Genomic DNA, 19447 nt, shown 5'->3' with positions numbered 1-19447 from the left:
GCTGGGAAGAGTCAATTATTTATGAGCCATTACCACCATCTGTCAGTGCGGTGGTCAAAGAGTCTGCAAACCGAAGAGCGGATGGAAGAGCTCCTATTGGCCAATACTTGGCGGGAAGATAAGTAATTTTTCCTTCGCGTTGGCTAATAAGTACTCGCCAGATGCCGCTATTTTCAAGGCGATTACGGATAGTTGCCTGAAAAGCAGGGCTCTCAATAATAAGTAGGTGACCTCCTGTTCTTGCCAATTGGTCGATAGATACAAGTGAAATCCCTATATCACTTGTGGGCTGATCCCAAGCATTGGTTAACCCTAGCTCATCAATAACACCTTGTAGTAAGCTGTTTTTCCCGTAAACCCAAGCATGGCGATCATCTCTGAATTGAACAATCAGAACTGGAGTGGCTTTATCTTCTATTTTTTCCCTTAAAATCGCCATTTTTTGGCTTGCTTGCGCAGTAACTCTCTCAGCTTCTTGCAAGAGATTAAGTTGTGCTGCAATGTCGAAAGTAAAATTAATAATAGATTCCCATGGGTTTTCCTTAAAAGGGTAAAGAGAGATATTAGAAGTTGGTGCCATCTCTGAAATATGCTGTAATAAAATCGAATTATCACCAAATATAAACGTAGGGTTATAGTCTGCTACTAACTCTAAGTTGGGCATAGGTTTTAAGCCTATGTCGATAGCGTCGCCTAATGGGGTCTCATTGCCAGTCCATATATGATAGCCTCTAAGCTGAGTGATTGCTATAGGCGTTACTCCTAGCATGCTAAGTGTTTCAGCAGTAGCCCAATCGGAAGTGACAATTGCCAGTCTTTCAGAACCAGCAGAGTAGCTTGAGAATAGGCAAACAATAAAAGTAAGTAGAAGTTTTTTTAGCATGTTTTTGACATTGAATAGGTTAAATAAAAAGCCCCGAATTTAAATTCGGGGCTTTGTTTTACCAAGCGTAGGATATAGATCCTATTACGCTCCTGCCTACGCCATACTTACACGAGTTTCCGAAATATCCACAGTCACTTACGTACTCCTTATCTGTAACGTTGTTCGCATTGACCTGTGCACGCCAGCCTTCAAAGCTAGCATCGATACTTGAAAAATCATAGCTCATGGATGCATCAAAAAGTGTCGTAGAAGGTAGTGAGTTTTCATTGGCGCTATCATAGAAACTTGAGCCTATGTAGCGAACACCGGCACCCAGACCTAAACCGTTCAATGTTCCACTATTAAAGTGGTAGTTGGCCCATAGGTTCGCCATATTTTCAGGTTGTCCTGTTGGTCTTTTTCCTAGGTTGTCAGTATTGCTTTCAGTGACTTCTAGATCCAAGTAAGTGTAGCTGGCTACTAGGTCTAAACCAACTGGTAAACTTGCTCTTCCTTCAAGCTCAAGACCTCTAGAGCGCCACTCTCCGGTCTGCTGATTGAAACCTGGGTTGTTTAAATCGGAAGTCGTAACATTTTGGCGAGTCAGGTCGAATATTGAACCAGTGATTGAAATATTGCCGTCATTAGAAAGGTATTTTATGCCAGTCTCATATTGCTGGGCTGTTTCTGGTTCAAAAGTTGCACCATCAGCACCTTGGCCTACCACTGGCAAAAAAGAGGTAGAGTAGCCAATGTAGGGTGTTAATCCATTATCTGCAGTGTAAGCTAGTCCTGCTCGATATGTGAATTCTTTGTCACTTGCTTTATTTTCTGTATTTGTTAGACGATTACGATCAGTTTGACTGCTCCAGTCATGACGACCAGCAAGTGTTAAAGCCCAGCGGTCATCAATTTTTATTTGATCCTGAAGATATAAACCTGTCTGCTCTAACTCTTGTGAAGCGCTGCCTTGGGTCGTCCACGTGAGGCTGCTAGTACCATAAACGGGATTGAAGACATCTAACGGTGTGAGGCCTTGAGGTAAGTCCACAGTGAAATCGTTATTGGCTTTTTGCCAATCCACACCTACCAGAATTTTATGATCAACTCCTTGCGTATTTATATCAAATTGTAGCTGGTTATCCGTCGTGATAGCGTCAACATTTTCATCTCGTCTCAATCCATATCGTGGTACTGTACGAAGGTCATCCATCAATTGACCAACATAAATGTTTGTAATATCTGTTTCTGCTTCACGATAGCGGGTATTTTGCCGAACGGTTACTGTGTCATTGAACTTATGCTCGAATAAACTTGCCACTGAAAAATAAGTTTGTTCGAAGTTGTCAGTGCCAGGCTCACCGATGAAACGCGAGCGAGGGATTTCACCATTGGGGTTACTATCCAATGTACCTGCCTGAGGGAGTGCATAGTAAGATCCAACAGTATCCAGTTCTTTATATTCTGCTAATAAGGTGAGAGAAGTTCTATCATTCGGTGTCCAGGAGAGGCTTGGTGCAAGATAAGTACGGTCATTTTTTGTATAGTCAATTTCTGCATTCGCATCTCTTAGTAAACCTACAAAACGATACTTCAGTGCTCCCTGGTCATCTAGATAACCACTAACATCGGTAGCGATCTGATTGAGATCGTTACTTCCTGTAGAAACTCGAACTTCGCCTTGGGGTATGTCGGTGGGTTTTTTACTAACGAGATTGACGATTCCCCCTGGGCCGCCTTGTCCATAAAGAACCGAGGAAGGCCCCCTGAGAACTTCAATTCTCTCTAAACCATAAGGTTCTGAGACGGTTCTTCCCTGGTTGTTGAACGCAGTGAGCCTCAATCCGTCGCGATAAAAAAGCTCTGTAGCACTGAAACCACGTATGGAAACAAAGTCACGTCTTGGGTCTAGCCCGTTAGAGTTACCAATAACGCCTGCGGTATAACTCAAGGTGTCACCGATGGACTGAGCTCCCCGCGCTTCAACCTCATCGCGGGTAATAACAGATATTGACTGTGGCACTTCGTTAAGAGGAGTGTCAGTTTTTGTGCCAGTCGCGCTACGTGTGGCCACATAGCCATCAACTGGTCCCGTTGCTTCTTCATAGAGGCGGCTTTCGGTTACTTGTAGGGTCGGTAGTGTGGTGCTTGTATCGCTGCTTTCATTTGGCTGTAGATTAGTGTCTTGAGCGAGAGCAGCTGGTGCCACGAATAGCGTCGCAGCGCAGGCATTAGCAATGGCCACGGAGAGCAGTTTCCTGCGCAGGCCGGTACGAAATTGGTGCATGATAATCCCCTTGAATGATATTTATGTGTTAATGGTAATTGTTATTATTAGTATTATGTTCTGAATTTGTACTGTCTTGCAACACTCTGTTGCCCAAAATGGTACCTGGGGCAAGAGACGCCACAGGTACCAATCATGACGTGCCCCATGGGAGGAAATTAAAAATCAACAGGGCTGGGGTGCTTACTAAGATGGTGCTGAAGTGCTTTGGCGATATCCGCGCGTACTTGACCGGTGGCATCGGGCGTAATGCTGCCCAGGCGTGCGAAGTCGTGCACCATGCCGGGGTATATGGTCAGTTGGGTATTCACGTTCGCTTCCTGTAAGCGGTTCACGTAGGCGATGCCTTCATCGACCAGGGGGTCGTGTTCGGCCAGGGCGATAAATGCAGGTGGTAGGCTTTTGAGATCCGCAGCCTCCAGCGGCGCAAAACGCCAGTCGTGGCGTTCCTCATCGCTATTTAGATAGTGGCCAAACATCCACTGCAGGGTGTCTGCTTCCAGTAGGTAGCCTTGTGCGTATCGGCGGTGAGACTCGCTGTCCTGCCAGGCACTGGTACAGGGGTAGAGCAAAATCTGGCAGCGTGGAAGGTGCCAACCATTATCACGCGCTGACATGCAAAGAGCCGTGGCCAGGGTGCCACCTACACTGTCACCACCCACGGCGATACGTGAGGTATCGATGCCCATCGCTTCGCCATGCTTCAGCAGCCAGCAATAGGCATCTTCAGCATCGTGAAAAGCCGTCGGAAACTTGTGCTCGGGGGCCAAGCGATAGTCGACAGCCAACACTGTGTAGCCAGTTGCTTGAGCGATGCTTTGGCAGAGCGAATCGTGAGAATCCAGGCTGCCCAGTAGGTAGCCGCCACCATGGAAGTAGAGCAGGGTGGGCGCTAAAGACTGCTCGCCTTGGTAGCGGCGTAGTTCAAGAGGGTGGCCATCTCGACAGGTAATGCTCAGTGCCGTTGCATCGTTAGATATTGGCTCATCAAGCATCTGTGATGATGCCTCGTAGGCAGCGCGTGCCTGTTGTGGTGAGAGCGAGTGGAAAGGCGGATTGCTGCTATCGGCGACCAGGTCTAAGAAAGCGGCGACATCAGGATGTAAGGACATAATGGGCGTAAGTCTCGGTATTAGGGGCCGCTCTGAGAAAGCGGCCATGCGTTAATAGTGCTTGGTTAGTCCGCGCCTACTAGTGAGGGAGTTGATACTCCTGAATAGGATGTTGGCAGTGCCTCATTAAGCACTTCACAGATCTCACTTGTCCTGGCTGCCAAAATCGACAGCAGGGTATCGCTTAAACCATGGGTGGGCTCGCAGCTGCCTTGCAGGAAAATAGCCGGTTTGAACGCAGGCTTGGTGTAGAGCTGATAGTGGCGGTTAACGGCAAAGTCAGGCAGGTAGTCCGCGACGGGGGCCAATAGCTGTTTATGGGTGTCGCGTATATAGCCTGTTGCTAATACCACTGCGTCGTAGCGAGTGGAGTCCGTATGACCACTCTCTAAATCGCGAACATTTAGCTCAATACCTTCGGGGCCTGCTTGACTACCAATAACTTCATGGCGGCGGCGGAAGCGGTGGCGGGCCTGGCCGGTTACTTTTTGCTGATAGAACACATCGTAAATCTCCTGAATCAGCGCCAAGTCAGGGGCTGAGTAGTTAGTGCTTTTGTACTCCTGCAGCAGTGCTTCCCGCTGGCCGGTGGGGTTGTTGAACACGTAGTCGGTGTATTCGGGATTGAAAATCTCGTTGACGAAAGGGCTATCGTCGGAGGGTTTAAAGGCCCATGCCCGGCTAATAAGATCCACCTGAATGCCTTCACGGCCGTGTAGATCAAGGAATATCTCAGCGGCGCTCTGGCCCGCACCGATCACCGCGATGCGTTTGGGGGCGTCTTGCTTCGCCAGCTCTCTCAGATAGTGGCTGGAGTGGAAGACCCGTGGGTCGTCTTTTAGCCCGGCGAAGCATTCAGGTACATTGGGCGCGCCCCCCACGCTAATTACCAATGAACGGGTGAGCCTTTCCTGCACCGCGCCACTCTCATCCCGTGAACGCACGCGGAGGTAGGCGACCTCGTCGTTATCAGTTTCGGGCAGCACTTCAAACACATCCTCTCCATAGGTGCACTGGTGTTCAAAGTGGCTGGCAGTCCAGCTTAGGTAGTCATTGAATTCGTGGCGGCTGGGGAAGAAGGTCTGCAGATTGATAAAGTCCTGCAGGCGGCCTTTGCTGTGGAGGTAATTGAGAAAGCTGAAACGGCTTCCTGGGTTGCGCGGCGTGACCAGATCTTTGAGAAAAGAGATTTGCATATGGGCATTTTCCAGCAGCATATGCGGGTGCCAAGCAAAGCAGGGCTGGCGCTCAATAAMCAAGGCATCCTTCGCTTGCCCTGCCTGGCGCTGTTCGTCGAGAGCTATGGCCAGGGCAATATTGGAGGGGCCGAAGCCGATGCCGATCAAATCGTGAATATGCATAAGAGTCCTCGTGGCTGATGTGTCTATGGGGTGAAGCGTGGATCGGGTCGTGGCGCTGACCCAGGGTGCGAGGGCAGCGGAATCCAACTGCGCTCGTTAAAAAAGTGTTCGCGTAGCTGCATGCCGAGCATGGCCCGCTTATGGGGGAAATCGAACGCCTTCACATGGGCATAACCGCACTGTGCAAGATTGCGCAGCATCTTGGTGTTATCTACGCGGGGTTCAATCACCAGGCGCTGGGTGCGGCAGTCGTCCAGGAACAGGTAGTGCGAGATAGAGGGCAGCCAAGCGGCGACATAAGGCCGCCCGCGAAAAGCGGCTTCACCGATCAGCACGTGCCAGCCGCGGTCAAAGTCACCGACATCGTAATAAGCGCCGATGCGATCCTCCTTGGCCCAGTAGGTCTCAAAATAGCCGAAGGGCTCGCCGTCGATACAGCCGATAAGTGGTACCACACTGGGGTTTTGCAATGTGCTCTCCAGCCGTTCGCGGTGCTGTTGCAAATCACCCTGCTCTTCCCAGAAGTGAGCGACAACCGGGTCGTTCATCCAGCGGTTGAAGCGTTCAAGGTCAAGTGCAAGGTCAAGCACTCGAAAGCTCAAGGTGGCATCCAGCCAGGCAATATGACGCTGATAGACCGTGCCCCTGGGGCGCGGCGGGCGGCGTGGGTGTCGTGTTCCACTCACCATAATGGGTTGCTGCGGGTAAGGGCGCGTGGGGGGCGAGTTAAGCCAAAGCGTGGGTAACTGCCAAAATAGCTCCGCATATACCCAGAGCTCTCCATGGCTATCTTTAACCGCGATGCCGGCGGCACACAGGTTGGCGTGCAAAGCACTAGGTAGCTGAAGGCGTAATGCAACAGTGCCTGGGTAAAAGGCAAAAGCGCCTTCGATAGCGGCAAGCAGTGCCGGGAGCGGTGGTGCTGAGCGCTGCGGCCAGCGCAGCGTCAAGCAGTGGTTGTCATCCACCAGTGCCCACTCAAGGCGCTCTTGATCACCCTTCACATAAAGCGACTGTGTAGTGACCTCGTAGCTGACTTGATAGTCGTAGCCCTCGGGGCGTGAGATCAGCGAGGCCACCGCGTGGCTTTCAGAGGGTACGTGTACCTGTGGTTGTGCCTGGACAGAACTGGACACCGCTAAGCTCCTATCAATAAGAACGAATCAAAGAAACGAATTAAAATCACCCCGCCGGAGGGCGGCGTTACTGACTTCCTTATCTAATGACGAATGAGAATGAGGCTTGTTTACATAAAATTGGTTAACTTTTTACGCGAGCGGTTCGTCATTAGAGGTAGGTGCCGATTTCCAGTCGCTTTTTCTAATGGCTTTCCAATGAGGTGAATGTGCTTCCCTATCTGATTCGTCGAACTCGCGGGTTGATGACCGCTGCTGCGCTGGCCAGCATTCTCTCGGGGCTTTTCAGCGTGCTGCTGATTGCCCAAATCAATGCGGCGTTAAACAGCGATGCCGCCAGCCGTGCCAATGCGGCTTGGGGCTTCGCGGGGATTGCTGTGGCCCTAATGCTCTGTCGGATGGTGTCGACGGCGCTGTTTGAGCGGTTGGGGCAGCGTGCGCTGGCCGAGTTACGCAGTTTTGTCGCCCAGTGTGTGGCCGAGACCCCTTTTGCTCACTTCGAGCGTGTGGGCAGTGCGCGGATCCAGTCGGCACTCACCGAGCACAGCAATAACGTGGCGGTACTGTTCGTTAGCTTGCCGGTGATTTTGACCAATACGGTCATCGTGGTGGGGTGCTTGGGCTACCTGGCGATGCTCTCATGGCAGGTGTTCCTGTTTGCTTTAGGGGTGATTGGGCTGGGCGCTGTCGGCTACCATCTGGTGCACTTACGCGCTATTCATTACCTACAGTCCGCTTCATCCGAGCAGGATCGTCTGTTTGGACATTTCCGCGCGCTGACCGATGGTGCAAAAGAGCTGCGGCTACACCAACGCAAGAGCCGTGTCTTTATGGATCAGATACTGGGGGAGKCGGTTGAAGGCGTGCGGCGGCTGCGTACCTATGGCATGTCGCTGTTCGTGATCTCGACCAGTTGGGGGCAGTTCCTGATGTACGCCTTTATCGGTCTGGTGTTGTTTGTGTTGGCGGGCGATGGGCCTAACCAAACCCAGGTAATGACCGGATTTGCCCTGGTGTTTGTGTTTATGGTGACCCCCCTTGAAGGCTTGCTGATCAATATCCCGCGGATCAATATGGCGCGGGTAGCTGCTAGTCGAATTGATGACATCACACGCGAGATGCCCCAGGGGCAGGAGAGGCAGGTGTCACCTCAGGTGCCTGCCTTGCAGCGTCTCGAGTTGCGCGACGTCACCCATCAGTACTACCACGAGCAGAGCGATGACTTCTTTGAGTTGGGGCCGATTAATCTGAGTTTTACGCCGGGGGAAGTGGTTTTTCTGGTGGGGGGTAACGGTAGCGGTAAGACCACGCTGGCCAAAGTAGTGGTGGGGCTTTATCCGCCTGAAGGTGGTGAGGTATTGCTCAATGGCGAGCGGGTCGAAGCGGATGGCTTGGATGCCTACCGGCAGCTTTTCTCGGTGGTGTTCTCAGACTTCCATCTCTTTGAACGTCTGTTAGAGGCACCGCGTGATGGCCTGGACGAGGRGGGTAATCGCCTGCTGGCCAAGTTGCACCTGCAGCACAAGGTGCGGGTTGAAAACGGTGCGTTCACCACCCAAGCACTCTCTCAGGGGCAACGTAAGCGCTTGGCGCTTGTCGTGGCCTACCTTGAGGATCGGCCCTTCTTGGTGTTTGACGAGTGGGCGGCGGATCAGGATCCGTTATTCAAAGAGGTGTTTTACTGCGAGGTGTTGCCCGAGCTAAAACGCATGGGCAAAGCGGTGTTGGTCATCACCCACGATGACCGCTATTTCCACCTCGCGGATCAATTGGTGCGGCTGGAGAGCGGCAAGCTGTTGACTGCTGAGTCTGAGACTGCCGAAGAGCCGCTAGCGGAACCCTCATCGGCCACTTGCCCCCACCATACGCGCCAGTACCCGGTCTTTGAGCCAGAAGCGGTGAATCAGCGCCATCATGATGTGGCCGATGACTAATCCACATAACAGCCACGAAAGCGGGCCGTGAAGGAGCTCGGCGGGGGCGACCATCCAGGTGATGTCGCGTTCCGCTTCGGGTAGCAGCTCAATGCCATAAAAGCGTAGCGCTCCACCGCGGCCGATCTGGCGCAAAATAGCGAAAGCGGGCAGCCACAGCAGCAGCCCATAAAACGTGATATGGACAAAGCGCGCCATGCGCCCGCCTAGACCAGGTGATAGGGGCGGGCGTTGCTTGCGGTTGTTCCATGCCCAGCCAAGGCGCGCCAGGGTCACTATCAGAATCATAAAACCCAATGAGCCGTGAGGCCCGATGCTCGCCAAGAACAGCGTGATAGCGTTTTCGCCCATTCCTCTCCAGGCCAGCAACACGGTAAATTGCAGCGTGACCAGCGCGGCGGTCAACCAGTGAAGTGTACGGCTGACCCGCCCATAGCCGTTGGGGCTGTCTCGCCAGCCAATAGGCATTTGAGCTGGCTTGCTTGTGAGATCACTGTTTAACGCCGTGTTGTTTGCCGTTCCTTTAACCATTGGCCTTGCCCAGGCGCCAGTAGCCCATGCTGGTAACGTACTGCTTGGGTAGCCCGCACTCGTTGACCAAATAGCGACGCAGCTTCATGGCGACCTTGGTTTCAGCGGCGATCCATGCGTAGAAGGGCGCACTGTCATCTAGGGTGGCGGGTTCCCAGAGTGGGCCATCCTCATCGTCGCTTTCGTCGTTGGTCGTGGCGCTGGTAGTGGTGCTGGTAGTGGTATTAGCAGGCATGCCGCCTAGCGCTTGAATTTCCCTATGCAAATCGATATCACGCAGCGCCCTCATCAGCAGCTCACCGTGTTGGCAGGCGGGCTCCGCGTCGCGGGCCAGCCAGCGCAGTTTGGCGGCCTGGGGCAGCGGCTGAACGTCGTCGCCACGAGGCACTTCGAATAGCGCTTCGACCTTGGGTTTGAGCGGCAAGTCATCAAGGGTTTCCAGAATACCGGCAGCAGCGGGGAGGGCGGTTTCATCGGCGATGATCAGAATACGGCGCACGCCTTGGGGCGGCTTCCACTCGTAGCCCAGCTTTGGGCCTTCCGCACTGGCGTCGGGGGCTGTCATGGCTAGCCGGTCACCAGGGCGGGCACGCATTGCCCAGCGCGATGCGGGGCCATTATCGCCGTGGAGTACAAATTCTACGTCCACCTCGGCCTTCTCCGGGCGCAGGGCACGGATGGTGTAGGTGCGCGCTGAGGGCCTTTGGGCATCCGGCAGTGCGCGGTAGGCGCCGTACCAGTCGTGCTCTTCCAGCTTGGTAATTTCAAACAGCGGATCGAGACTACCACCGCCTTCGGGGAAGAACAGCTTGACGCGCTGATCCGGGGCATAGGTCGCCATTTGGCTGACTTCCGGGCCAGTGAAAGTAAACCTGACTAATGAGGCGCTGACTTGGGTGCGCCGGGCGAGGGTGATATCAAAAAGCTGGTAGCTCGGTTTGGCTGCCATAAGGAGGCTCCGTTACTTGTGCATCAATTAAGGAGTCAATTGTAGTGCTAATTATTATCATTTAGAATCGTTGTCAATAATTTAACTATTAACCTCCAGAACGATTAAGGCTTAGACAATGACGCTGCTGCCTATTACGCCACGCGTGGCGAGCTGTTCGGTGCTCACAAAAGGGTGCTCGCTATGCTAGGCGCCTCACAAGTTGCCCAACGAGKGGGAGGAATGTCGCCCGCGAAAGCCTGCCTGTTGCTGAGCCTGCCGATGGTCGTGCTGTTTTGGGTGGGCCTGCAGGGGCAGGGTGGTTTTACTCTGGGATTGCAGGCGTTAGTGGCGCCCTCTTTTGAAAACGTTGACGAGCTGCTGCTTTATTACGCGTGGTGGCCGCGCCTCTCGATTGCGCTGTTAGCCGGGGGGGGGTTAGGGCTAGCGGGCGTACTTATGCAGCAGGTTTTGCGCAACCCCTTGGCATCGCCCACCACCCTAGGGGTGGCATCGGGCGCTAACCTGGCGTTGATGACCGCCACCTTGCTGGCGCCGGGGCTGCTTGTCGCCGGGCGCGAATGGGTCGCCTTATTGGGTGGCGCGCTAGCGGTTGGATTAGTGTTTCTGCTCTCCTGGCGGCGCGGGCTGGCGCCGATCGTGGTGGTGCTGGCGGGCCTGGTGGTCAATCTGTACCTGGGGGCGCTGTCTACGGCGCTGCTKCTGTTTAACCACGAGGCACTCTCGGGGCTGCTGATTTGGGGGGCCGGTTCGCTGGCACAAAACGGTTGGGACGGCGTTGCAATCCTCTGGCCGCGGCTGGCGATTAGCTGCGTGGCCGCGTGGTTTTTGCTGCGCCCCTTGGCTGTGCTGGAACTGGATGATGCTAGCGCCAAGAGCCTGGGAGTCTCGCTGACCTATCTGCGCTTTGCGGGGATGGGGTTGGCAGTATTTATTACCGGCAGCATTGTCAGCGTGGTAGGCATCATCGGTTTTATCGGCTTGGCAGCGCCCAATATCGTGCGCATGACCGGTGCGCGCCGCTTAGGGCCGCGGCTAATCTGGTCGACGCTATTAGGGGCCGTGCTGCTGGCTACCACGGATCTGCTGCTGCAGCAGTTTGGTGGCATGGTGGCAGCCTTTATTCCTACCGGGGCGATTACCGGTGCCCTGGGGGCACCGCTGTTAATGTGGCTGATTCCGCGCCTGAAACTGCAGGGCGACCAGCCGCCGAAAGGGGCCGGTGTTTTCGCCCGTCGTCMCCCAGCGCCTTCACGTTTAGTTACTGGATTACTGCTTGCGTTACTGGGGGCAACGGTTCTCGGTTTGCTGTTTGGCCAGGGCGTAGATGGCTGGTATTGGCTGGCGCCCAATAACTGGAATGTCATGCAGTGGCGTATGCCCCGGGTGATGGCGGCCGCTGCCAGCGGATTGATGTTGGCGATTGCCGGGACGATACTTCAGCGGCTTTCTGCCAATCCCATGGCCAGCCCCGAAGTGCTGGGTATCAGCGGTGGCTGTGCCATTGCGCTGATTTTAGGGATTTTCCTACTGCCCGCACCCACCAATATGATGCTGATTGGCGTGGGCACCCTGGGTGCTTTCGCGACGCTGCTGGTGTTGGTGGGTATCAACCGCAAGAGCGGTTATCTCCCCGAGCGCTTGCTGCTCACCGGGGTGGCGGTCAGTGCGCTGTTTGATGCAGTGCGCAGTGTGATGCTGGCGGGCGGCGACCCTCGTGGCCAGCAGGTGATCGCTTGGCTGGCGGGCTCTACCTATTACGTGGATGTCACCAATGCGGTGGTGGTAGGGGGGATTGCCGCTGTGCTGGCGCTGGTCACGCTGCCCTTCACCCGCTGGCTGGATATCTTGCCCTTAGGCGCGCCGACGGCTAAGGCGCTTGGGGTAACCCTCAACCGTGCCCGCTTGGCGTTGCTGTTACTGGTAGCACTGCTCACCKCCTGCGCCACCCTCGTGGTGGGGCCGCTTTCGTTTATTGGCCTGCTGGCGCCGCATATGGCGCGCTTGGTGGGCTTCTCCCGTGCAGGGCAGCACCTGCTGGGTGCTGCGTTGATCGGCATGCTACTGATGGTGCTGGCCGACTGGGTGGGGCGTCAGATTATTTTCCCCTATGAGATACCGGCGGGCTTGGTCGCTTCACTGATTGGCGGTGCCTACTTTATGTGGGGGCTGCGGCGTTTGTAATCACCAGCGCTTTTAGCTGTTAAAGAAAACAGAATGCCGGGGAGTTGTGGTTATGGAGCTGTTGAGAATTGTATGGCGTGATTACCGCTGGCCTTTTGTGGCCGTAGTGCTGCTTAGCCTGACAAGCGCTGGCTTGGGCATCGGTGTCATCGCCTTTATCAATCAACGGCTGCTGGGCACCTTCACCGACCCCTGGCGCATCCTGCCCGAATTCCTGGGTCTGATAGCGCTGCTACTGGTCATTACCTTGACATCACAGTTGGCGCTGACCACGTTGGGCCACCATTTCGTCTACCGGCTGCGGGGGCAGTTGATCAAGCGAATTCTGGATACCAATATCGAACGCGCTGAGCAGATTGGCAGTGCGCGTTTGTTGGCGAGTCTCTCCACCGACGTGAGTTCAGTGACCGTTGCTTTTATACGCTTGCCGGAGCTGGTGCAGGGCGGGGTGCTGACGATAGGCGCCACGCTTTACCTGGCGTGGCTTTCGCCTGCCATGCTGGGCGTCACCGCGCTCTGGGTGATCGTGACGGTGTTGATTGGCATGCGTTTGGTGGCTCGGGTCTATGGGCATATGGCCAAACTGCGCGAAATACAGGATCGTCTCTACGCGGATTACCAGTCGGTGATCGAGGGACGCAAGGAGCTGGCGCTCAACCGTGACCGTGCCGAATGGCTGTATCGTGATGTCTATACGCCTAACGCACAGGATTGTCGGCGTCATTTTATTCTTGGTGATACCTACCATCTCAGCGCGGTGAACTGGTTCAACATCATGATGCTGGGCGCCATTGGTGTGGCGTTCTTTTTGGCCAACGGCCTGGGTTGGGCATCGGTGCAGGTAGCCACGACCTTCTCACTCACGCTGCTGTTTTTGCGCGCGCCGTTGATGCAGGCCATAGGCGCTTTCCCGACGCTGATTAACGCCCGAGTGGCGTTTGAAAAAATCAGCAGTTTAGACCTGGCCGAGCACCGCGAAGCGTTCGGCCACTCTGCGCTGCGCCACGACTGGCAGGAACTAACCCTGGAGGAGGTCAGCTATCGCTACCCGGATGAGGAGGCTCGATCAGGTTTTGCCATCGGCCCTATCGATCTGACCTTGAAGCGTGGCGAAGTGGTATTTCTGATCGGCGGTAACGGCAGCGGGAAATCGACTTTGGCGAGACTGCTAACCGGGCTTTACCAACCCCAAAGTGGATGTGTCCGAGTCGATGGCAGGCCGCTGCAGGAGGAGGACTGGACACGCTATCGCCAGCACTTCTCGGCCATTTACACCGACCTGCATCTCTTTGACCGTTTGATGGGCCCTGCGGGCGAGTCACCCGACCCCGCGCTGATGGAGGAGTGGCTTGCCGCACTGGGCATGCGCAGTAAGCTTGACTTCGACGGCGATCGCATCACCAACGTCAACCTCTCCCAGGGCCAGCGCAAACGCCTGGCGATGCTGCTGGCGGTCGCTGAACAGCGCGACCTATTGCTGCTTGACGAATGGGCCGCCGACCAAGACCCGCAGTTCCGCCGGGTCTTCTACCGTGAGCTGCTGCCGCAGTTGCGAGCGCTGGGCAAGACGCTGGTGGTGATCAGCCACGACGACCACTACTTCGACCAGGCCGACCGGCTGCTGGAAATGCGCCAGGGGCAGTTGGTTGAACTCACCGGCGAACAGCGAGAAGCCGCCAGCCGCGATGCGGTGGCTCGGGTGGCTGAGTAGCGCTGATGCGGGTAGTCAGCTTTGAGCGCGGATCTCGTTGGGTAGGGCTCTAGGACAACCATGATTCTTAACATGTTGAACCATTTTTAAAATTTAATGACTGGCTCTTCTATAAGTAAAACTAATACCCCATTAGCAGGATGATTTTTAGCAATCAGCATTCCCAGTTACTTTATTGCCAGATTAATTAACGCGACGCTAATTCCGGCAATAGGGGCAGGGCAATGTGGGAAAGTTATATTACCGGGCTGGTGGTGTGCGGTGGGATTATCATGGCGATTGGAGCGCAAAACGCCTACATCCTAGGACTGGCGATTCGTCGTGAGTACCACTGGTGGTCGGCAGGGCTGTGCATGAGTGCGGATATTATCTTGCTCACGGCGGGCATGTTTGGCGTGAGTGCTTTTCTGCTGACGATGCCCAGCGCGTTGGAGGCCATGCGCTGGGTGGGTGTAGTATTTTTAAGCTGGCTGGCGGCCCAGGCATTATTTAGAGCCTTTAGCGGACGGCAAGGGTTAAGCGCTGAGGCCGGAAAAGCGCGCAGCTTAACCAAAGTGATTTTCGCCACTCTTGCCGTCACCGTGCTTAACCCCCAGGTGTATCTGGATACGCTGCTGCTAATACCCGCCATTGGCGCCCAGCAGGAGAGCGCCGGTGTGTTTGTGGCGGGGGCATCAACCGCGTCCATACTCTGGTTTAGTCTGCTGGCCTGGGGCGGCGCTGCGCTTTCGCCTTGGCTTTCAAAACCCATCGCATGGCGCATTATCGATGGCCTGATTGGCTTGATGATGGCAGGCATCGCTGTACATCTTGCTCTAGGGGCGACATCGCTTAGCTAAGCCGATCACCGGTTAATGCCGACTAAAATAAGCCTCCATCACCGCGATGACTTTGTCGATATCCGCATCATTAAGATCGCGATGGGTCACGAAGCGCGTGGCGTAAAGCAGCTCAATCAAAATGCCGTGCTCTTTTAGCCAGGCGGAGAGTGGCTTTACATGCGCATCGGGGAAATGCACGAACACCATATTGGTTGCCTGGGCGGTAATCTTGACCCCTGGCAGCTTTGCTAAGCCCTCTGCCAGGCGAGCAGCGCGGCGGTGATCGTCGGCTAAGTCGGCTACGTGATGATCTAACGCATACTGGCAGGCGGCGGCGATAATCCCTGATTGGCGCATACCGCCACCCACCACTTTACGCCAGCGCCGAGCGCGGTCGATCAATGCTTGTGAGCCCACCAGTGCCGACCCTATTGGCGTACCCAGGCCTTTTGAGAAGCACAGCGATACGCTATCGAACGGTAGGCAGAGCTGCTTGAGCGAGGTATCCGTGGCGACCGCTGCATTAAACAGTCGCGCGCCGTCTAAGTGCGTTGCCAAACCACGCTCGCGGGCAAGCTCAGTGGCTTTTAATACGTACTCTGCGGGCAGCACTTTGCCGCCAAAGGTGTTTTCTAATGCCAGCAGCTTAGTACGCGCAAAGTGAAAATCGTCGGCTTTAATCGCGGCACTGATTTTTTCCAGTGGCAGGCTACCGTCGGCGGCGTTTTCAATGGGCTGGGGCTGGATACTGCCCAGCACCGCGGCGCCACCGCCTTCCCAACGATAGGCGTGTGCGGACTGCCCAACAATGTACTCATCGCCGCGCTCGCAGTGGGCCATTAGCGCCACCAGGTTGCTTTGAGTCCCGCTAGGAAACAGCAGCGCCGCTTCTTTACCTGCCTGCTCGGCCAGGTTGGCTTGAAACGCGTTGACCGTTGGGTCATCGCCCCACACATCATCGCCAACCGGGGCGGCCATCATGGTGTCTTTCATGGCAGAGGTCGGACGGGTCACCGTATCACTGCGTAAATCAATCATGTGCATCTCCTTTATTGTGTGGGGCGATCACTCAGAAGCGTTTTCTCAAGCAAGTTCCGGGGAACCATCTATGGTTAACAGCATACTGCAAGTCTCTCAAGCAAAGGCAAACAGATGGATCTGAAAAGTGGTTATCCCTTTTGGGCGGTCAAAAATGGCCTGTTGAAAACCTTTCCTCAATTGACTCGCGATCACCAATGCGAGGTTGTGGTGATTGGTGGCGGTATTACGGGGGCGTTGATTGCTGATGAGCTAAGCCGCAGTGGCCACCATGTGGTGGTGCTTGAACGCCGGGATGTTGGGTGGGGCAGTTCAGCCGCCAGTACTGCTTTACTGCAGTACGAAATTGACACCCATATGACAGAGTTAGCCGAGCGCTACGGGGAAGGCGATGCAGTGCGTGCTTACCGCGCCTGTGCAGAGGCCATTGGTGAGCTTGAGTCCCTGGCGGCAGGGCTGGGCGATGTGGACTTTGAGCGTCAGCAAAGCCTTTACTATGCCAGTAGCGAAGAGGATGTCGCATCGCTTCAGGAGGAATTGGCGCTGCGCCAACAACACGGTTTTGAAGCCGAATGGCTTGAACGCGAGGCTATTTTGGCGGAGTACGGCTTTGAGGCACCCGGCGCTATTCTTACTCAGCTAGCCGCCACTATTGATCCTTATCGCATGGCATATCAGCTGTTTTCCAGGGTGGTCGCGCGTGGGGGAGAAGTATATGACCGCACACAGATGGAGACGATGACGCCGGATGATCAAGGCGTCACGCTCACTCTGGCCAATGGCGCCAAGCTGCGTTGCCAGTACGTAGTGATGGCCGCAGGGTATGAGTCGCAAGCCTGGCTGCCAGAAAAGGTGGCCGTCAATCGCAGTAGCTACGCGCTGATCACCGACCCACTACCGCCAGAGGCATTGGGCAAACTGCGCCACACCATGATGTGGGAATCATCGCGCCCCTACCTGTATATGCGCACTACCTGCGATGGACGACTTCTCGTAGGGGGCGACGACGACGATGAAGATATTCCCAAGCGCCGCGATGCGCGGGTAGAAGAGAAGGCCGAAGGGCTAACTGCTAAAATAGAAACGCTATGGCCTAAACTCGAGATTAATCCTACATTCTCTTGGGGTGGCACCTTTGCTGAAACCGACGACGGTCTACCTTTTTTCGGCCCGCATGACGCCCTAGGCCCTCGCGTTCATTTTGCCATGGCCTACGGCGGCAACGGCATTAGCTATAGCATGATAGGCGCCAAACTGCTGCGAGCGCTTATAGAGGGTAGAGAACACCCTTTGGCGGAGCTGTTTTCATTTAGACGCCTGGCCAAAATGGCCTAACCTAAATGCAAGAACCGGGTAGCGAGCAAGTTTAAAACGAGTATTCTTAACGGATATTCATAAGGATAGCGGGAAATGGGCCACACACTTTATTTGCGTGCATTGGAGCGCAACGACCTGCGCTTTGTGCATGAACTAAATAATAACCAGAGCATTATGTCGTATTGGTTTGAAGAGCCTTACGAGTCATTCGATGAGCTGGAAGAGCTGTATAACAAGCACATCCATGACAACGCCGAACGGCGCTTTGTCGCTGAAGATAGCCATGGAAATGCCATTGGTCTGGTAGAGCTGATTGAAATCGACTATATCCATCGCAGCGGCGAGTTTCAAATCATTATTACTCCAGAGTATCAGGGCAAGGGGTTTGCGCGCACGTTAATTCGTCAAGCGCTGCATTACTCTTTCACCATTTTAAACCTGCACAAAGTATACCTCATAGTGGCGGTGGAAAATGTTAAAGCGATTCATCTTTACGAGGCAAGTGGCTTTATAGAAGAGGGCCACTTGGTGCAGGAGTTCTTTATTAATGGCAAGTACCGTGATGTAAAGCGGATGTATATCTTGCAGGACACTTACCTAACGCAACTGTCCGAACAGCAAGAAGAGGGTGGCGAGTGGGCTTAGTGGAGGTAAGAAAAAATCTTTAAACCCTAGCAACCAATACTCCTGCCATTCATTATCAAGACTAACTTGGCAGGAGTACTGGTGCCTGAGCTTTACTGGAACGAAGCTTCTAGGCGTTCTGCACGGTCACCCGCTGCTGGGTGGCTGGAGAAGAGGCTGCTGTCGTTGCCGTATTTGGCTTCTATCTTGCGTAGGGCTGCAACTGAAGCCTCTGCATTCATGTTGTGGCGCTGCATTAGCTCAATGGCATAGTCATCAGCTTCACTCTCTTGGCTTTGCGAGAACTGGGCATTGACAAGTTTTTCGCCCAAGTCACCAAGCTCAGAGCTTGAAAGTGCGGCAGCGGTGCTGCTGCCGCTGGCAGCCGCTGCTTCACGTGCAGCAGACGCGGCATAGGCGACCTGGAATGCACGCTTGGAGTGTCCTAGTGCGACGTGTCCGATCTCGTGGGCGATAACGTAGCGCACTTCATCGTCGGTCATCTCATCCATCAGCCCGCTATGCAGCCGAATGGAGCCGTTTGGAACCGCAAAAGCGTTCACTTCGTCTAGTTGATAAACATTATAGTCAAGCGTATGGCCGTCGACTGTTTCCAAACCTTGAGTTAATTTTGCCAAACGTTCTGCGTACTGGCTGTTATCTGCTATCAGGTGATTTTGGGAGTCAAGCTGAGCAATGGTTTGATCGCCAAGTTGTTGCATTTGCTGGTCAGACATCGTAGCCGCGCCAGCGAAACCGGAGCCCGCAGATATTAGGCCGCCGAGATCAGCGCCGGATTGACAGCCGCTGAGGGCGAGTGTCGCCGCTAAACTTAAAGCATAAGATGTTTTGCGAACCAAAAAAGGTGTTTGCATCGTCCGTTCCTTCGTCAATATGCGTGCATAACAAGAAGAGTCTGCACGTTGAGTATTGCGCCTTCATTAGCCAAATTAATATTAGACTATTTCTTTATATAACTCCATACCTACTCGTGCAGAAACGATGGAGATTAACTACATTCATTGCAGGATTGCGCTAAGCGTTGTTGTTAAATCTGCACAAAGCGTAATTAATCGTAGCCGTAGCAGCATTAAAAATATTCATCTTTACGAGCATAGAAGCCTGTTAGAAGAGGGCTTTCTTGCGCAGGCGTATTTTGTCAAGGAGAGGTATGATTTTGAAACTTGGCAGTGTGAAAATCGTTGTGTAAAGCGTAGGTACAGCTTGAAGGTTGCTTATCGCATCCAGTTGTTGATGGCGGAATTTTTCTGTTCAATGGCTACAAAAGGCTTAAAAAACGCCTCGCTAAAACGAGACGTTGTGTGGGGCTGAGTAGCGTACCGCATCCAGGCTTAACGCAGATAAGCTTTAATAGCGTCAAGTGCTGCACGTTGCTGTATAGCACGCTGTGCCCATACTTCCATAACATCAACTTCCAACGTATGACCTTGGGAGGCTGCTCGTTGCATGGCGTTCACTCCTTTTTCAGGGTGTGTGTTGTGTGAAATATTTTGTTATGTACAGCTGATATTGTGCAGGGCAGCAATTTAGCTGTGGTGAGATATTAAGAGCTTTTT

The 19447-nt window shown here is 54.1% G+C and carries 16 protein-coding genes; 7 read left to right on the top strand and 9 right to left on the bottom strand.

Going from position 1 to position 19447, the window contains the following annotated elements; genetic code table 11:
* Positions 1–19 precede the first annotated feature (19 nt).
* The 5 genes from HALO_RS18255 to HALO_RS23370 all read right to left on the bottom strand — a co-directional run bounded on the left by HALO_RS18255 (position 20) and on the right by HALO_RS23370 (position 6761).
* Positions 20–883 carry an ABC transporter substrate-binding protein gene (locus HALO_RS18255; RefSeq protein ID WP_035577087.1) on the bottom strand — a complete coding sequence of 288 codons (864 nt, stop codon included), beginning with the start codon at positions 881–883 and terminating at the stop codon, positions 20–22.
* Between the two features lie 58 nt (positions 884–941).
* Entirely contained in the window at positions 942–3152 is a 2211-nt protein-coding gene (locus tag HALO_RS18250) for a TonB-dependent siderophore receptor (RefSeq protein ID WP_035577088.1), read from the bottom strand.
* 158 nt (positions 3153–3310) lie between these two features.
* On the bottom strand, positions 3311–4264 hold the full coding sequence (locus tag HALO_RS18245; protein ID WP_035577089.1) for an alpha/beta hydrolase: 954 nt from the start codon (positions 4262–4264) through the stop codon (positions 3311–3313).
* A gap of 65 nt (positions 4265–4329) precedes the next feature.
* Positions 4330–5625, bottom strand: coding sequence for a lysine N(6)-hydroxylase/L-ornithine N(5)-oxygenase family protein (locus HALO_RS18240; protein ID WP_050713808.1), 1296 nt, complete (start codon positions 5623–5625; stop codon positions 4330–4332).
* Positions 5626–5648: 23 nt separating this feature from the next.
* Positions 5649–6761, bottom strand: coding sequence for a GNAT family N-acetyltransferase (locus tag HALO_RS23370; RefSeq protein WP_035577091.1), 1113 nt, complete (start codon positions 6759–6761; stop codon positions 5649–5651).
* Positions 6762–6970: 209 nt separating this feature from the next.
* Here HALO_RS23370 and HALO_RS18230 point away from each other — a divergent pair, with 209 nt between their 5' ends.
* Complete coding sequence (locus HALO_RS18230; protein WP_092490863.1) at positions 6971–8695, top strand: cyclic peptide export ABC transporter; 1725 nt, start codon at positions 6971–6973, stop codon at positions 8693–8695.
* Here the strand turns inward: HALO_RS18230 and HALO_RS18225 are convergent.
* Both HALO_RS18225 and HALO_RS18220 read right to left on the bottom strand, forming a co-directional pair.
* Positions 8603–9163 (bottom strand): cytochrome b, encoded by a 561-nt coding sequence (locus HALO_RS18225; protein WP_231896748.1) that lies wholly within the window; start codon positions 9161–9163, stop codon positions 8603–8605. The genes HALO_RS18230 and HALO_RS18225 overlap by 93 nt on opposite strands.
* A 55-nt stretch (positions 9164–9218) precedes the next feature.
* Complete coding sequence (locus tag HALO_RS18220; protein WP_035577093.1) at positions 9219–10175, bottom strand: siderophore-interacting protein; 957 nt, start codon at positions 10173–10175, stop codon at positions 9219–9221.
* Positions 10176–10358: 183 nt separating this feature from the next.
* On the opposite strand from HALO_RS18220, the gene fhuB reads away from it, so the two are divergent.
* From fhuB to HALO_RS18205, 3 genes are all read left to right on the top strand, one after another.
* Positions 10359–12359 carry a Fe(3+)-hydroxamate ABC transporter permease FhuB gene (gene fhuB / locus HALO_RS18215; RefSeq protein WP_050713807.1) on the top strand — a complete coding sequence of 667 codons (2001 nt, stop codon included), beginning with the start codon at positions 10359–10361 and terminating at the stop codon, positions 12357–12359.
* A 52-nt stretch (positions 12360–12411) separates the two neighbouring features.
* On the top strand, positions 12412–14070 hold the full coding sequence (locus HALO_RS18210; RefSeq protein WP_035577095.1) for a multidrug ABC transporter permease/ATP-binding protein: 1659 nt from the start codon (positions 12412–12414) through the stop codon (positions 14068–14070).
* A gap of 224 nt (positions 14071–14294) precedes the next feature.
* Positions 14295–14909 (top strand): LysE/ArgO family amino acid transporter, encoded by a 615-nt coding sequence (locus HALO_RS18205; protein ID WP_035577096.1) that lies wholly within the window; start codon positions 14295–14297, stop codon positions 14907–14909.
* 12 nt (positions 14910–14921) lie between these two features.
* Here the strand turns inward: HALO_RS18205 and ltaE are convergent, their stop codons facing one another.
* On the bottom strand, positions 14922–15929 hold the full coding sequence (gene ltaE, locus HALO_RS18200; RefSeq protein ID WP_035577101.1) for a low-specificity L-threonine aldolase: 1008 nt from the start codon (positions 15927–15929) through the stop codon (positions 14922–14924).
* Between the two features lie 114 nt (positions 15930–16043).
* On the opposite strand from ltaE, the gene HALO_RS18195 reads away from it, so the two are divergent.
* The gene (locus HALO_RS18195) at positions 16044–17264 is read left to right on the top strand and encodes an NAD(P)/FAD-dependent oxidoreductase (RefSeq protein ID WP_035577102.1); all 1221 of its coding nucleotides are present in this window, start codon (positions 16044–16046) and stop codon (positions 17262–17264) included.
* Between the two features lie 75 nt (positions 17265–17339).
* Positions 17340–17891 (top strand): spermidine N1-acetyltransferase, encoded by a 552-nt coding sequence (gene speG, locus HALO_RS18190; protein WP_035577103.1) that lies wholly within the window; start codon positions 17340–17342, stop codon positions 17889–17891.
* A 92-nt stretch (positions 17892–17983) separates the two neighbouring features.
* Here the strand turns inward: speG and HALO_RS18185 are convergent, their stop codons facing one another.
* A complete protein-coding gene (locus HALO_RS18185) occupies positions 17984–18745 on the bottom strand; it encodes a M48 family metalloprotease (RefSeq protein WP_035577104.1) in 762 nt (253 codons plus the stop codon).
* Between the two features lie 127 nt (positions 18746–18872).
* Here HALO_RS18185 and HALO_RS18180 point away from each other — a divergent pair, with 127 nt between their 5' ends.
* On the top strand, positions 18873–19202 hold the full coding sequence (locus HALO_RS18180) for a hypothetical protein (RefSeq protein WP_035577105.1): 330 nt from the start codon (positions 18873–18875) through the stop codon (positions 19200–19202).
* Positions 19203–19447: the final 245 nt, after the last annotated feature.

The sequence above is a fragment of the Halomonas sp. R57-5 genome, assembly GCF_900070345.1.
Classification (GTDB): Bacteria; Pseudomonadota; Gammaproteobacteria; order Pseudomonadales; family Halomonadaceae; genus Vreelandella; species Vreelandella ventosae_B.
The sequence above is the reverse complement of the archived record's forward strand: the minus strand, read 5'-3'. Positions and strand labels throughout refer to the sequence as shown.

Coding starts and splice junctions, on each gene's coding strand:
- HALO_RS18255 (WP_035577087.1), bottom strand. CDS start 883: ATGCTAAAAAAACTTCTACTTACTTTTATTGTTTGCCTATTCTCAAGC.
- HALO_RS18250 (WP_035577088.1), bottom strand. CDS start 3,152: ATGCACCAATTTCGTACCGGCCTGCGCAGGAAACTGCTCTCCGTGGCC.
- HALO_RS18245 (WP_035577089.1), bottom strand. CDS start 4,264: ATGTCCTTACATCCTGATGTCGCCGCTTTCTTAGACCTGGTCGCCGAT.
- HALO_RS18225 (WP_231896748.1), bottom strand. CDS start 9,163: ATGCCTATTGGCTGGCGAGACAGCCCCAACGGCTATGGGCGGGTCAGC.
- HALO_RS18220 (WP_035577093.1), bottom strand. CDS start 10,175: ATGGCAGCCAAACCGAGCTACCAGCTTTTTGATATCACCCTCGCCCGG.
- HALO_RS18210 (WP_035577095.1), top strand. CDS start 12,412: ATGGAGCTGTTGAGAATTGTATGGCGTGATTACCGCTGGCCTTTTGTG.
- HALO_RS18205 (WP_035577096.1), top strand. CDS start 14,295: ATGTGGGAAAGTTATATTACCGGGCTGGTGGTGTGCGGTGGGATTATC.
- ltaE (WP_035577101.1), bottom strand. CDS start 15,929: ATGATTGATTTACGCAGTGATACGGTGACCCGTCCGACCTCTGCCATG.
- HALO_RS18195 (WP_035577102.1), top strand. CDS start 16,044: ATGGATCTGAAAAGTGGTTATCCCTTTTGGGCGGTCAAAAATGGCCTG.
- speG (WP_035577103.1), top strand. CDS start 17,340: ATGGGCCACACACTTTATTTGCGTGCATTGGAGCGCAACGACCTGCGC.
- HALO_RS18185 (WP_035577104.1), bottom strand. CDS start 18,745: ATGCAAACACCTTTTTTGGTTCGCAAAACATCTTATGCTTTAAGTTTA.
- HALO_RS18180 (WP_035577105.1), top strand. CDS start 18,873: ATGGAGATTAACTACATTCATTGCAGGATTGCGCTAAGCGTTGTTGTT.